This is a genomic window from Ancylobacter sp. 3268 (assembly GCF_031456575.1).
Classification (GTDB): Bacteria; Pseudomonadota; Alphaproteobacteria; order Rhizobiales; family Xanthobacteraceae; genus Ancylobacter.
Genome location: NZ_JAVDUX010000021.1, coordinates 42,008 through 55,640, shown reverse-complemented (window position 1 = coordinate 55,640; position 13,633 = coordinate 42,008). Strand labels below are relative to the sequence as shown.

At 67.4% G+C, this 13,633-nt stretch carries 13 protein-coding genes; 4 read left to right on the top strand and 9 right to left on the bottom strand.

Translation table 11 applies throughout. The features are described from left to right. Position 1 precedes the first annotated feature (1 nt). From J2X65_RS23635 to J2X65_RS23620, 4 genes are read left to right on the top strand one after another with little or no spacing between them, the layout of a single operon-like run. Positions 2–1,147 (top strand): aromatic ring-hydroxylating dioxygenase subunit alpha, encoded by a 1,146-nt coding sequence (locus J2X65_RS23635; RefSeq protein ID WP_310206806.1) that lies wholly within the window; start codon positions 2–4, stop codon positions 1,145–1,147. Position 1,148: 1 nt separating this feature from the next. Further along, positions 1,149–2,138, top strand: a complete 990-nt coding sequence (locus tag J2X65_RS23630; protein ID WP_310206804.1) for an NAD(P)-dependent oxidoreductase — start codon at positions 1,149–1,151, stop codon at positions 2,136–2,138. Further along, complete coding sequence (locus tag J2X65_RS23625) at positions 2,135–3,010, top strand: amidohydrolase family protein (RefSeq protein ID WP_310206802.1); 876 nt, start codon at positions 2,135–2,137, stop codon at positions 3,008–3,010. Before J2X65_RS23630 ends, J2X65_RS23625 begins: the two co-directional genes overlap by 4 nt. A gap of 4 nt (positions 3,011–3,014) precedes the next feature. Further along, positions 3,015–4,616 (top strand): gamma-glutamyltransferase family protein, encoded by a 1,602-nt coding sequence (locus tag J2X65_RS23620; RefSeq protein ID WP_310206800.1) that lies wholly within the window; start codon positions 3,015–3,017, stop codon positions 4,614–4,616. A 71-nt stretch (positions 4,617–4,687) separates the two neighbouring features. On the opposite strand, the gene J2X65_RS23615 is transcribed toward J2X65_RS23620, so the two are convergent. The 9 genes from J2X65_RS23615 to J2X65_RS23575 all read right to left on the bottom strand — a co-directional run bounded on the left by J2X65_RS23615 (position 4,688) and on the right by J2X65_RS23575 (position 13,546). Continuing rightward, positions 4,688–6,292 (bottom strand): FGGY-family carbohydrate kinase, encoded by a 1,605-nt coding sequence (locus tag J2X65_RS23615; protein ID WP_310206798.1) that lies wholly within the window; start codon positions 6,290–6,292, stop codon positions 4,688–4,690. 2 nt (positions 6,293–6,294) lie between these two features. Then, positions 6,295–7,023: an SDR family oxidoreductase gene (locus J2X65_RS23610; protein WP_310206795.1), complete on the bottom strand. Its 729-nt coding sequence runs from the start codon at positions 7,021–7,023 to the stop codon at positions 6,295–6,297. 78 nt (positions 7,024–7,101) lie between these two features. Continuing rightward, positions 7,102–8,139, bottom strand: coding sequence for an NAD(P)-dependent alcohol dehydrogenase (locus J2X65_RS23605; RefSeq protein ID WP_310206940.1), 1,038 nt, complete (start codon positions 8,137–8,139; stop codon positions 7,102–7,104). Between the two features lie 38 nt (positions 8,140–8,177). After that, positions 8,178–9,260, bottom strand: coding sequence for a sn-glycerol-3-phosphate ABC transporter ATP-binding protein UgpC (locus tag J2X65_RS23600; RefSeq protein WP_310206793.1), 1,083 nt, complete (start codon positions 9,258–9,260; stop codon positions 8,178–8,180). Between the two features lie 49 nt (positions 9,261–9,309). Beyond that, a complete protein-coding gene (locus J2X65_RS23595) occupies positions 9,310–10,284 on the bottom strand; it encodes a sugar-binding transcriptional regulator (protein WP_310206789.1) in 975 nt (324 codons plus the stop codon). Between the two features lie 12 nt (positions 10,285–10,296). Continuing rightward, positions 10,297–11,211, bottom strand: a complete 915-nt coding sequence (locus tag J2X65_RS23590) for a TIM barrel protein (RefSeq protein WP_310206786.1) — start codon at positions 11,209–11,211, stop codon at positions 10,297–10,299. Then, a complete protein-coding gene (locus J2X65_RS23585; protein ID WP_310206782.1) occupies positions 11,208–12,017 on the bottom strand; it encodes a carbohydrate ABC transporter permease in 810 nt (269 codons plus the stop codon). The genes J2X65_RS23590 and J2X65_RS23585 overlap by 4 nt, the downstream gene beginning before the upstream one ends. After that, positions 12,017–12,919: a sugar ABC transporter permease gene (locus J2X65_RS23580; RefSeq protein WP_310206778.1), complete on the bottom strand. Its 903-nt coding sequence runs from the start codon at positions 12,917–12,919 to the stop codon at positions 12,017–12,019. Before J2X65_RS23580 ends, J2X65_RS23585 begins: the two co-directional genes overlap by 1 nt. A gap of 72 nt (positions 12,920–12,991) precedes the next feature. Continuing rightward, positions 12,992–13,546, bottom strand: a complete 555-nt coding sequence (locus tag J2X65_RS23575; RefSeq protein ID WP_310206776.1) for an SIS domain-containing protein — start codon at positions 13,544–13,546, stop codon at positions 12,992–12,994. Between the last annotated feature and the right edge of the window lie 87 nt (positions 13,547–13,633).

Below are 13,633 nucleotides of genomic sequence, written 5' to 3'. Positions count from 1 at the left end.
CATGAACGTTGAGACCACTCTGGTTCCCGAACCCTATGTCTGGACCGAGCCGCCGCTCGGCGACGCCAAGAGCGCGCCGACGCGCTTCTATACCGATCCGGCAGTGTTCAAGGCGGAGGTGGAGCACATCCATCTCAAGAAATGGTTCTTTGCCGGGCGCGTCGAGGAAGTGCCGAACGCCGGCGATTACAAGGCGCTCGACAGCGTCGGCGGCCCGGTGCTGCTGGTGCGCGGCGAGGACGAGGTGTTGCGCGCCTTCGCCAATGTCTGCCGGCATCGCGCCTCGATCCTGCTGGAAGGCTGCGGGCATGCCAAGAACATCGTCTGCCCCTATCACGCCTGGAACTACCGGCTCGACGGCACGCTGGCCGGGGCGCCGGGCATGCGGGAAGTGCCGAAGTTCGAGAAGCCGCCGCATGGGCTCATCCCCATCCGGCTCGAGGTCTGGGAAGGCTCGATCTTCCTCAATTATGACGATCACGCCCCCGACCTGATGACTCATCTCGGCAACATGCCGGAGTTGATCGGCAGCCACAGGCTCGGCGAGATGGTGAAGACCTGGCATGTCGAGATCGAGACGAAGTGCAATTGGAAGCTTCTGCTCGAAAACGCCATGGAGACCTACCACACCGGCATCGTCCATGCCGCCACCGTCGGCGCGCAGCGCTCGGTGAGCTTTCCGACGCAGGGCGAGTGGCACGTCATCCAGGTGCAGTCGAACCGCTCCATTGCGGTGCTCGGCCAGGAGCCGCCTTTTCCGGTCATCGAGGGCCTTTCGGAGCAGTCGCGCAAGGGCACCTACTTCACCGTCATCGAGCCGACAGTCCAGTTCGCCTGCGCGCAGGACTGCATGTGGTGGCTGGCGGTGCGGCCGATCGCGGTGGACCGCTCGGTACTCTCGGTCGGCGGCTGCTTCCCCAAGGCCTATACGCAACTGCCCGACTTCGAGGAGCGCGCCGCGCCCTATTATAAGCGCTGGGAGGCGGTGGCGCTGGAGGATGTCGGCATTCTCGAAAAGCAGCAGATCGGCCTGTCCTCCTGCCTCGCCCGCCCCGGCCCGCTCTCCTGGCGCGACGACATGGTGCTAGCGATGAACCGATGGGTGATGGCGCAACTGCCGGCCCATATCGTTGACGGAATGGCCTGACATGCGCGTATTGCTGACCCACAACCGCGATCTGCTCACGCATTTCTACGGCCTGCGCGCCGTGGAGGCGCTGAAAGCCCTGCCGATCGACCTCGTCATGAACGACAGCGACGCGCCGCTGTTCGGCGACGCGCTGGTAAAGGCGGCGGAAGGCTGCGCGGTGGTGATCTCCGATCGCCTCGCCGCCGGCCCCCGCGAGGTGATGGAACGGCTCACCGACGTGAAGATGTTCACGCGCTGCGCCGTCGACATGCGCAACATCGACGTCGCTGCCGCCTCCGACGCCGGCATCCTCGTCTGCAACTGTTCCTCGGGCTACAACGATGCGGTGGCCGAACACGCGCTCGCCCTTATGCTCGACCTCGCCCGCAACATCACCCGCGACGCCGAGCGCTATCACGCCGGCGATGCCGGCCACCCGATGGTGTTCGGCCGGCAGATGGCGGGTGCCCATGTCGGGGTGATCGGCTACGGGTCGATCGGCCGCCGCATCGTCGAGCTGGCGCTGGCCTTCAAGATGAAGGTGTCCGTCTATGATCCCTATGCGCGGATGGATAATGGCGCGGTGAATGCCGTCAGCCTCGACGAGGTGCTGTCGCAGCCGGATTTCGTCGTCTGCGCCGCCTATGCGACGCCCGAGACCGAGCGCATGATGAACGCCTCGGCCTTCGCGAAGATGCGGCGGGATGCCTTCTTCATCAACATCTCGCGCGGCATCCTCGTCGACGAGGACGCGCTCGAGGCGGCACTGACCTCCGGCACCATCGCCGGCGCCGGCCTCGATGTCGGCGACGGGCCGGACCAGCAGCCGTCGCTGCGGCTGGCGCGCCTGCCCAATGTCGTCGCCACGCCGCATTCCGCGGCGCTGATGATCGAACCCTCCGAACATCAGGCGATGGAGACGGTCGAGCAGGTCAAGGCGGTGCTGGCGGGACGCCTGCCGATCCATGCCAAGAACCCCGACCGCGTGCCCGGATGGCTGAGCAAATGAGCGTGCTCGTTCCCGCGCAGGGCCCTGTGTTTCGCCCGCCACCCGGCGCCTGCGACTGCCACATGCACATCTATGGACCGCCGGAGATGTATCCGCCGGCGCCGAATTCGCCGTTTCCCCCGGTCGCCGGCGGCGACATCGCCGCCTATCTCAAGACGAGGGAAGTGCTCGGCCTCACCCGCGCGGTGGTGGTACAGCCTTCCGTGTACGGCTTCGACAATCGGGCGACGCTGGACGCCATGGCGGTACTCGGCGCGGATGCGCGGGGAGTCGCCGTCGTCCCGCCTGATGTCAGTGACGCCGAAATCGATCGGCTGACCCGGCTCGGCATACGCGGCATACGCTTCTTCATGATCGGCGGCGGCCTGCTCGGCTGGGACGATCTCGAGACGCTTGCGGCGAAGACCGCCGCCTTCGGCTGGCATGTGCAGATGCAGATGGATGGACGGCGGCTGCATGAGGTCGAGGAACGTCTGGCCCGGCTTCCGGGCGGGCTGGTCATTGACCATAATGGCAAGTTCCTGGAACCGGTCGGCCTCGACCATCCCGGCTTCGCCGCACTCCGCCGCCTCATCGACAATGGACGCACCTGGGTAAAAACGTCGGGCGTATACGAGACATCGCGCATTGGTGCGCCGGACTACCCGGACGTTGCCGCGCTTGCCCGCGCGCTGATCGCCCACGCCCCCGAGCGCTGCCTGTTCGCAACCAACTGGCCGCACCCGTCGAAGCCGGACAGCCCGCCGGACGATGCCGGGCTCATCGATCTGTTCCGCGACTGGTGCGGCGGCGACGCCGTCGCCAAACGGATCATGGTCGACAACGCGGCGGAACTGTATGAATTTCCGTCACTCACCGGAACAGGGCAGTAGCCACGTGATCTCGACCCGCCGCGCCGACTTCTTCGGTCCCTCGCGCCCGACCGTCTTTGCCCGCGATGCCGCCATCGCCACCTCGCACCCGCTGGCAACCGCGGCGGGGCTGGAGATTCTCCAGGCGGGCGGAAACGCGATGGACGCGGCGCTGGCTGCGGTGGCGACACAGTGCGTCGTGGAACCCGCCATGACCGGCATCGGCGGCGACTGCTTCGTGCTCTATGCGCCGCGGGGCAAGCCGACGGTGGCGATGAACGGCAGCGGCCGCGCGCCGGCGGCAGCGAGCGTCGAGGCGCTGAAGGCCGCCGGCCTCACCGATGAGATCCCGCGCACCAGCGCCCATGCCGTCACCATTCCCGGCGCCGTCTCCGCCTGGACGCGGCTGCACGCCGATCATGGCAGCCTGCCGCTCGACCGCCTCTTCACGCGAGCCATCGACTATGCCGAGAACGGCTACCCGATCGCCCAGCGCGTTGCCTTCGACTGGGCGGACGAGGCGCCGCTCTTGGCGCAGGACGAGAATGCCAGCGCCTTCTTCCTCCCGGGCGGTGCCCCGCTCCGGGCGGGCCAGCGCCACGCCCAGCCGCTGCTCGGCCAGCGCCTGCGCGACATCGCCAGCCGGGGCGCGGCCGCCTTCTACGAGGGCGCGACCGCCGAGTCGCTGGTGCGCTACCTCAACAGCCTGGGCGGGCTGCATACGCTGGACGACTTCGCGGCGATGACGGACGGCGCGTTCTACACGACGCCGATCTCCACCGAGTATCGCGGCCTCACCATCGAGGAGTGCCCGCCCAACGGGCAGGGACTCGCGGCACTGATGCTGCTCAACATCCTGCGGGAGTTCGACCTCGGCGAGGGGCTGTCGCTGGCCGACCGCGTCCATCTCCACGCCGAGGCGACCAAGCTCGTCTACCACAACCGCGATGCCTTGCTGGGCGATCCGTCCGCGATGACCGTGCCGGTGGAGACGCTGTTGGCCCCGGAGACCGCCCGGCGCCTCGCCGCGTGCATCGACATGAGCTGCGCGCAGCCGCCGGTGCCGTGGGACGAGCCGGCGCATGCGGACACCGTCTATCTTTGCGTCGTCGACCGCGACGGCAACATGGTGTCGTTCATCAATTCGATCTTCCACGCCTTCGGATCGACGCGGATCGACCCGGCGACCGGCGTGCTGCTGCATTCGCGCGGCAGCTCCTTCCGGCTGATCGAGGGACATCCCAACGCCATCGCCCCCGGCAAGCGACCGATGCACACCATCATCCCCGGCCTGCTGCGCCGCGACGGCGAGGCGGTCGGCGTGTTCGGCGTCATGGGCGGGCATTATCAGGCCGCCGGCCAGGCGGCCCTGCTCTCCGGCCTGCTCGACCGCGGACTCGACCCGCAGACCGCCGTCGACGCACCGCGCTCCTTCGCCTTCGATGGCGTGCTGGAAGTCGAGCCGACCTATCCCGAGGAGGTTCTGGCGGATCTCGCGGCCCGTGGGCATCACGTGAAGGTCGCGGTCGAACCGATCGGCGGCGCCCAGCTGATTGTGCGGGAACAGGGCGGATTGCTGCTCGCCGCCTCAGATCCCCGCAAGGATGGCTGCGCGCTGGGCGTATGACCCGACGGCCATTCGCCGCTGCGGGATTTCTGGGTCGGGTGGCGCATGGGCCGGCGAGACCCCGCCCGCCCTCAGTCGCGCAGGCTGCGATACGCGGCCTGCAAGGCTTCGAACCCCTTGAAGCGCCGCTGGTGCCAGGCTCGGGTAGCAGCATTTGGCGGATAGACGACCTCGATCTCCGACATCGACGACATCGCCTTGCCGAAGTCGTCATAGACACCCGCGGCGACCGCACCGAGTATGGCGGCGCCGAGCAGCACCGGCTCGGGCGAACTGGTTGCGGCGATGTTCACATCCGCCGCATCCGCCAGCACCTGCCGTACCAGTGCGCTCTGGCCGGCGCCACCCGACACCACCACTGTGTCGGTGCGCGCTCCCTTCGCTGCCTGGGCGTCGAGGATCTGTCGCAGGCCGTAGCCGATGCCGGCAAGGCCGGCCATGTACAGGCCGACGAGACTGTCGAGATCCTCGTCCATGCCCAGTCCGGCGACGATGCCGCGCGCCAGATGATCGGCGAAGGGCGCGCGATTCCCCAGAAATTCCGGCACCACGTGAAGCGTGCCGGCAAGCTCGGCGATCGCCGCCGCTCCCCCCGCCGCCTCGGCCCGGTGCGCCAGCCACATGCTGAGATTCTGACCATCGGTCTTGGCAAGCTCGAGCGCCTGCGGCGCCGCCGGATGCAGCCGGACCAGACGGTCGATGGCGGCGCCGGCCGCCGATTGGCCCCCCTCGTTCAACCAGAAGCCCGGCACCATGGCAGAGAAATACGGGCCCCATACACCCGGAACAAAGGCCGGCTCGGTGGTGGTGAGCAAGGTGCAGGCGGAGGTGCCGAACACATAGGCCATGCGGTTCAGCGCGCTGCCATTGCCGCCGCGCGCGCCGACGGTGCCGATGCCACCCGCATGCGCGTCGATCAGGCCCGCCGCGACGGCGATCCCCGGTGCAAGCCCGAGCTGCTCTGCGGCCTGTGCGGTGAGGCCTTGCCCGAGCGGCGTGCCGGCGGCGACGATCTCGGTGCCGATCCGCGCGAAGCCTTCGTCGGCCAACGCGCCGAGGCCTATGCGCCGGAAATAGTCCTCGTCCCAGCGTTGCTCATGGGCCAGATAGGTCCATTTGCAGGTGACGGTGCAAACCGAGCGGGCAAGGCTGCCGGTCGCCTTCCAGGTGAGGAAGTCGGCGAGGTCGAGAAACTGCCAGGCACCGGCGAAGGTCTCCGGCAGTTCCTCGCTCAGCCAGAGCAGCTTCGGCGTCTCCATCTCCGGCGAGATGATGCCGCCGACGTAGTCGAGCACCTGGCTGCCGAGAGCGTTGATGCGGTCGGTCTGCCCGGTGGCGCGGTGATCCATCCAGACGATGATGTTGCGGGCCGGATCACCGTGGCGCCCGACCGGCAGCGGGCGCCCCTCGGCCCCCAGCACCACCAGCGAGCAGGTGGCGTCGAAGCCGATGCCCCTGACGTCCCCCGCCTTTATGCCGGCGCGGGAGATGGCCTCCCGCACGCTGGCGCAGACGCAGGCCCAGATGTCGTCGCTGGATTGCTCGACGACGTCGCCATGTTCCTTCCAGATGCGAATGTCCCGCTTGGCGACGGCCAACTGCCGGCCGCTGCTGTCGAAGATGCCGGCGCGCACGCTTCCGGTGCCGACATCGATTCCAGCGAAACATCCGCTCATGCTCAAAGGTCCGTTCCGTTCGGCAGGATCACCAGGTCACGAACTGTGACGTTGCGCGGGCGGGTCAGCATGAAGACGACGCAGTCCGCCACCTCCTTTGCCTCCATGAGGGCGCCGGAGGCAAGCGCCTCGTCGAGCTTGGCCTGCGGCCAGTCCTTGATCAGGGCGGTGACGACCGGTCCCGGAAGCACGGCGCCGACGCGGATGCCGTGCTTGGCGACCTGCCGGCGCGTCGTATGGACGAAGGCTTGCACAGCGAATTTCGACGCCGTGTAGATCGGTTCCCACACCACCGGCACCACGCCGGCAATGGAGGAGGTGAAGATCACGTCGCCGGTCTTGCGTTCGGCCATGTGCGGCAGCACCGCCTGCACGGTGCGGAAGGCGGCGTTGACGTTGAGGTTCAGCACGCGATCCCACGCATCCGGATCGCCTTCCACCACGTCGCCGCCAATATAGGCGCCGGCATTGGCGTGGAAGATGTCGAGCGGACCGCAGGCGTCGAGGATCTGCGGCAGCATGGTGGCCACGCTCGCCGGGTCGAGCAGGTCGACCACCACCGGCACGGCCTTCGGCCCGAGTTCGGCACAGATGGAATCCAGCGCGTCGGCGGCGCGATCGACCAGCGCCACCGTCGCGCCCTCATCGAGCATTGCCCGCGCGCATTCGAGGCCGATGCCCGAGGCCGCGCCGGTGATGGCGGCGACCTTGCCCTGAAGCCTTCTAGCCATTTCAGTCCTCGATCTTTTCAGGAACAGACGAAGCCCGGCCGCGCGCGGCGGCCGGGTGATAGGAAGATCGCCGGCCTCTCAGCCGCGCAGCTTGATCTGCAGCTTCACGTCGTCCGGCAGCCCCTTCGCCGCACGGTCGAACGCCTCGATGCTGCGGGCGAAGTCGAAGGTCTCGGAAATCAGCGGCTTGAGGTCCACCTTGCCGGAAGCGATAAGGTTGACCGCGCGGTCGAAATTATTGGCATAGCGGAACACGGTCTCGATCCGTGCTTCCTTGATGATCGCGGCGGCGACGTCGAACTTGGTCGGCTCGACGGGCATGCCGATCAGCACCAGCGTGCCGCCGGGGCGGACGAGATCGAAGATGCCGTCATAGGCGCGCGGCGAGCCGCTGGCCTCGAACACCACGTCGGCGCCCCAGCCCTCGGTCTCCGCGGCGATGACGTCGGCGAGCCTGCGCTCGGTGATGTTGACCGGGTGAATGCCGGCATATTGCCCGGCAATGGCCAGCTTCGGCGCCGAGAGGTCGGAGATGTAGACCCGCGAGCAACCGCCGGCGAGCGCGGCCAGCGCCGTCATGATACCAATCGGCCCGCAGCCGATCACCAGCCCGACGTCGCCGGGGGTGATACGCGCCCGGGTCGCCGCCTGCAGGCCGACGGCGAAGGGCTCGACCATCGCCCCTTCGGCGAAGGAGACGTTGTCCGGCAGCTTGTAGGTGAACGCCGCGGGATGCACGACGTCGGGAGTGAGCACGCCGTGGATCGGCGGCGTCGCCCAGAACCGCACGTCCGGATCGACATTGTAGATGCCGAGCTTGGTCGCGCGGGAATTCATGTTGGGAACGCCCGGCTCCATGCACACCCGGTCGCCGACCTTGAGGTTCTTCACATGGGCGCCGACCGCGGTGATCGTGCCGGCCGCTTCATGGCCGAGCACCATGGGCTCGCGCACCACGAAGGAGCCGATGGCGCCGTGGGTGTAGTAGTGCACGTCGCTGCCGCACACGCCGACAGTATCGATGGCGATCTTCACGTCGTCCGGCCCGACCTCCAGCGGAAGATCGATGTCGCGAAGGGAAAGCTCGCCCTTCTTTTCGAGAACCAGTGCCTGCACCATGGGCTTTTCCTGCTGGGTTGCCGTCGTCGGCGGCTCTAAAGAGCGAGGCCGGCGGCGTTGAAGAGATAGATGTGGCGCGGGTCGATGCCGAGATTGAGCGTATCGCCCGGCTTGAGTTCCGGCCGGCCGGAGGTGAGCACGATCACCGGCTCGCCCTCGGAACGGGCGTAAAGCTGCGTCGACCCGCCCAGGCTCTCGGCGAAATCGAGGGTCAGCGACAGCACCGGCTGGGCGGTGCCGATGGAGAGGTGCTCCGGCCGCATGCCGACGATCACCGTGTCGCCGGCCTTGGCGTTGGAGGCGGCAGCGGTGTCGGCGGCGAGCTTGCCGCCGGTGAAGGACGGATGCTCCAGCAGCAGCGAGCTACCCATCGCTGACACCACCCTGGCATTGATGAAGTTCATCTTCGGCGAGCCGATGAAGCCGGCGACGAAGATATTGGCAGGCCTGTCATAAAGCTCGGTGGGTGAGCCGATCTGCTCGACCAGGCCGGCGCGCAGCACCACGATGCGGTCGGCGAGCGTCATCGCCTCCACCTGGTCGTGGGTGACATAGACCATGGTGGCGCCGAGGCTGCGATGCAGCTTGGCGATCTCCACGCGCATCTGCGAGCGCAGCTCGGCGTCGAGGTTCGACAGCGGCTCGTCGAACAGGAATAGCTTGGGATGGCGCACGATTGAGCGCCCGATGGCGACACGCTGGCGCTGGCCGCCGGAAAGCGCGCGCGGCTTGCGCTCCAGCAGCGCCTCGAGCTGAAGGATGCGGGCCGCCTCCATCACCTGCGCCTTGATCTCGGCCTCGGGACGCTTGGCCATGCGCAGGCCGAACGCCATGTTCTCGAACACGTTCATATGCGGGTAGAGCGCATAGGACTGGAACACCATCGAGACCTCGCGCTTGGCCGGCTCCTCATAGGTGACATCCTTGCCGTCGATATAGAGCTGGCCCTCGCTGACATCCTCCAGGCCGGCGATCATCCGCAGCAATGTGGATTTGCCGCAGCCCGACGGGCCGACGAACACCACGAACTCGCCCTTTGTCGCGGTGAAGCTGACTCCCTTGATGACCGAGGCGTCGCCATAGTTCTTCTTGATGTTGTCCAGTCGCAAGAAAGTCATCGGCTCAAACTCCAGATAGGGCCGGCCCCGGCATGGCGGGCGCCGTCCATCAGCTTTCCAGCAGTGCGGCGGCGCATCGCTCGTCCGTCACCAGTCGTTTCACATATCCCGCCCGCAGGATCGCTCGCACGATCGGCACCTTGTAGAGGCCGCCGGAAGCGAGGATCGAGTGGCGCACCGGGCTCAGCTCATGCGGCGCCAGCGACAGCACGCGCTCGTTGAGCGGATGGTCGACCGGCCGGCCATCCGCATCGAGAAACACCCCGAGCAGATCGCCGACGGCACCGGCCGAACGCAGGCTTTCAAGATTTTCCGAGACGGTCTGCGTCTGCACCAGCAGCGAGCGGGTCGTCATGTCGCCGCAGGACAGCAGCGCCACGTCCACCGTGCGCGCCCGGCGCATGGTTTCGCTGATGCCGTGATGGGAGAGCAGCATGGTGCGGCTCTCCGGCGTCGGGAAATACAGCGGCGCGGCGAGATAGTAGCATTCCGCCGAGATCGAGCGGGCATAGCCGGTCGCCACCTCGAAAGTGCTGGCCCCGGAGCCGCGGGTGAGCCCGCCCATCACCGACGTCACCCAGCTCTGCGGCATCGGGCGCGCCGTCACGCGCTTGAGGCCGGCGGCAAGCGTCTTGCCCCAGCCGACGCCAAGACCCATGCCGTCGTCGAGGAGACCGTCGAGCACCGCCCCGGCGGCCTCGCCGATTACCCGCTGCTGCTCGGCCTCATCGGGCAGGCTCGGCACCACCGTCGCTTCCGCGAGGCCGTATCGCTGCTTGAGACGCTGTTCGGCTTCCACACACTCCGCCATCGGCAGGCGGATATCGATGAAGACCGAGCCGTCGGAGCGTACCTGGCCGAGGATCTTGTTGATGCGCAGGCGGGTGAGCCCGAGCTGGTCCGCGATGTCCTGCTGCGTCAGCCCGCCGATGAAATACAGCCAGGCGACGCGGGCGCGGATCTGCGCCGCCTCGATCTCCTGTACCCCTGTCAGCTTGCCGCGCTCGCGTACACCGCCGTTCATTCTGTTTCCCCCTCAGGCAAAGGCCTGCCTGATCCGCGCCGAGGTGACCTCGAGCGCGTTCAGGATGGACCCGCTGTCGTGTTCGAAGGGATAGAACACCTCAAGGAACACCGGTGCCGGAGCGATGCCGGTCCGGCGCAGCAGCGCGGCGGCGTCCGCAGGATCCACCTTGCCGGGTACGGTGAAGTCCCAGTGGCGGTCGAGGAGGAAATCGGTCTGCTGGATGTGGACGGCGGTGATGACGTCGCCGAGGTCGCGGAACCACGGCTCCATCGCCCCGTGATCCGGCCCGTAAAGCGGCTCGAAGGTGCCATGGCCCCAATCGGCGCAGAGGCGCCACGGTACCGGGCTGCCCGCCACGTCGGTCATCATCCGCCGCGCCTGCGCCACCGTCCACGGCCATTCGCGGCGCAGCGGCGTCGGCTCGACATAGAGTTCGGCGAGGCCCTCGGCGGCGGCACGCGCCCCGAGCCGGCGCATGCGGGCGATCAGGTCGTCATAGTCGGCGGCATCGAGCGCCTCCGCCTCGGTCCCGTCGAGCCGCGCGGGAATGGCGCCGAGCGGCCCGCCGACGCGCGGGATGCCGGCCAGCCCCGCGAAACGATAGGCACGGCCGAGCCACTCTTCTGCATAGTCGCGCACCGCCGGGTCGGGATGCAGCAGCTGGTTGAAGGTGTAGTGCGCGAGGCCGATGAAGGCGCTGTGGAGGGTGATGCCGCTCGCCTGCGCCTCCCGCCGGACAGCGGCGGCGTGGCGTTCGACGATCGCGTCCGGCCACATCGGGTCGACGAGGTCGAAGGAGAACTGCACCAGGTCGAGGCCGAGACGCTCGCGCACCAGCGGCGCCCATAGCTCCGGCGTCACCCAGCGCTTCACGCAGAAGGACAGGTTGATGCCGAAGGGGATGGGCTGACGCTCACCCGTCACTTGGTCGCTCCCATGGTCAGGCCGCGCACCATGTGACGGGAGACGATAAGCGCGAAGATCGTCACCGGCAGCACGATGACGGTGCCGGTCGCCATGATCTTGCCCCAGGGCAGTTCGTAGCCGGACATGAACGAGGTGGCGACGACGGGTGCCGTCTGCACGTTGCGGCGGGTCAGAACCAGCGCATAGAGCAGCTCGTTCCACGAGAAGATGAAGGAGAAGATCGCCGATACCGCGATGCCCGGCGCGCCGAGCGGCAGGTAGATCTTGCGGAAGATGGTGAACTGGTCGGCGCCGTCGAGGCGTGCCGCCTGCTCGAGATCCGGCGGGATCGACTTGAACTGGTCGGTGACGATCCACACGACGATCGGGATGTTGAAGGTCAGGTAGATCAGGATCAGCACCAGATGGGTGTCAAGCAGGTTGGCATACATGGCGAGCAGGTAGACCGGCAGCGCCAGCACGATCGGGCTCGTCATGCGGTTGGAGATGAACCAGAACCACAAATCCGACTTGCCGCGGAAATCATAGCGGGCGAGCGCGAAGGCCGCCGGCGTGCCGAGCACCACCGACAAAAGCGTGCTCAGCGTCGCCACGATCAGCGAATTGACGATGGCGCCGGAAACCTTGGTGTCGGCGAAGATGTCGACATAGTTCTGCAGCGTCGGGGTGAAGAACCACACCGGCGGCGAGGCGAGAATGTCGGACTGGGTCTTGAAGCTCGCCATCACCATCCACGCGAACGGGAACAGCGTGAAGACGACGATGGCGGCCAGGCCGATGGCGTGAAGGATCTTGCCACGCATCACTGGACCTCCCGGTAGAGCAGGCGGATGTACAGCCGGCTGATGACGATGGTGATGATCAGCAGCAGGATCGCCTGCGCCGAGGCGGTGCCGAGATCGAAGATGCGGAAGCCCACGCGCTGGATGTAGATCGAGATGAGGTCGGTGGCCGAGCCCGGCCCGCCGCGCGTCATCACGAACACCATGTCGAACAGCTTCAGCACGTCGGCCGAGCGCAAGATCATCACCGCCGTCAGGCCGGGCAGCAGGTAGGGAAGCTGCACGTGGCGCAGCAAGGCGAGCTTGGACGAGGTCTCCAGCCGCGCCGCCTCCTCGATCTCGCCGGGCACCATGGAGAGGCCGGCGAGGAAGATCAGCGCGCAGAACGGCGTCCACTGCCAGACGTCCATGATGACAATGGCCGCGAAGGCACCGCCGGGCGTCGAGAGCCAGTCGAGGGGACCGAAGCCTACAAAGCCGAGGAACTGGTTGGCGACGCCGAAATCGCGGTTGAAGATCAGCCGCCCGATCAGGCCGACCACCGCATAGGTGGTGGCGAGCGGCACCACCAGCGTCACGCGGGCGAGCGATTTCAAAAATCCCATGCCGGGCTTGTGCAGCAGGAGCGCGATGACGAGGCCGAGCACTACCTGGATCGGCAGCACGGTGACGTAGAACTTGGCGGTGAGGAACAGCGACGACCAGAAGGTGCTGTCGGTGAGCACCGAAATATAGTTCTCGAAACCGACGAAGGGGAAACCCTCGCGCGGCCGGGTGATGTTGTAGCGCCGGAACGAGGTCACCAGCGCGAACAGGGTCGGGTAGATGCCGATCAGGAACAGCGTGAGCACGGCGGGCGCCAGGAACCACGCCGGCGTCCAGCGGCCATAACCTCGGTTGGGCTTGGTAGGGGCAGCACGCATGGCTTCACTCATGGCGTCGTCCTGATGAAACGGTGCGGAGCGGGAACGGCCGCATAGCGGCAGCGCGCCCGGTCACTCCAGATTCGTATGGTTGGCGCGCATCTGCGCGGGCGACACGCCCAGCCGCTCGCGCAGGTTGAGGATCAGGAGCTCGAACAGGATGTAGAGCGCGCCCTCATAGAGCGACCCCATCGGCAGTACCGAGGTGGCGGCCGCACTCTGGTCGCGCGCCATGGTCTGTGCCGGCACGGCGAGCACGAGGTCCGCCTGCTCCGCCGCAGCCCCGGTCGGCTCGGCGGTCACCACCAGCACCCGGGCGCCGGCGCCATGCGCCACGCCGATCAGGGCGGAAACGGTGGAGAAATTCCCCGGACCGGCGGAGACCACGAGCAGGTCGCCCGTGCCAATCGCCGGGGTCGTCATGTCGCCCACCACCGCCGCCTTGAGGCCGAGGTGGAATAGCCGCATGGCGAGGCCCTTGATCTGCAACCCTTCGCGGCCGACGCCGTAGAGCGCGATGCGTCCGGCGGCGGCGATCTCGGCGACGGCGGCATCGAACTCCTCGTCGCTGATCGCATCGAGGCAGCCGCGCAATTCGTCCAGCGCCCGGCCATGGAGAGTGGTCATGTCGTCGGATCCCGGCACGGTTTCAGATAGAAGGGGGCGGACGCCGCTTCGCGGGAGAGGGCGTCCGCCCGTCGAGGTCGGCAAATC

Bases quoted from the DNA above. Each gene is read 5' to 3' on its own strand.
- J2X65_RS23635 (WP_310206806.1), top strand. From the start codon at position 2: ATGAACGTTGAGACCACTCTGGTTCCCGAACCCTATGTCTGGACCGAG.
- J2X65_RS23630 (WP_310206804.1), top strand. From the start codon at position 1,149: ATGCGCGTATTGCTGACCCACAACCGCGATCTGCTCACGCATTTCTAC.
- J2X65_RS23625 (WP_310206802.1), top strand. From the start codon at position 2,135: ATGAGCGTGCTCGTTCCCGCGCAGGGCCCTGTGTTTCGCCCGCCACCC.
- J2X65_RS23615 (WP_310206798.1), bottom strand. From the start codon at position 6,292: ATGAGCGGATGTTTCGCTGGAATCGATGTCGGCACCGGAAGCGTGCGC.
- J2X65_RS23610 (WP_310206795.1), bottom strand. From the start codon at position 7,023: ATGGCTAGAAGGCTTCAGGGCAAGGTCGCCGCCATCACCGGCGCGGCC.
- J2X65_RS23600 (WP_310206793.1), bottom strand. From the start codon at position 9,260: ATGACTTTCTTGCGACTGGACAACATCAAGAAGAACTATGGCGACGCC.
- J2X65_RS23595 (WP_310206789.1), bottom strand. From the start codon at position 10,284: ATGAACGGCGGTGTACGCGAGCGCGGCAAGCTGACAGGGGTACAGGAG.
- J2X65_RS23585 (WP_310206782.1), bottom strand. From the start codon at position 12,017: ATGCGTGGCAAGATCCTTCACGCCATCGGCCTGGCCGCCATCGTCGTC.
- J2X65_RS23580 (WP_310206778.1), bottom strand. From the start codon at position 12,919: ATGCGTGCTGCCCCTACCAAGCCCAACCGAGGTTATGGCCGCTGGACG.
- J2X65_RS23575 (WP_310206776.1), bottom strand. From the start codon at position 13,546: ATGACCACTCTCCATGGCCGGGCGCTGGACGAATTGCGCGGCTGCCTC.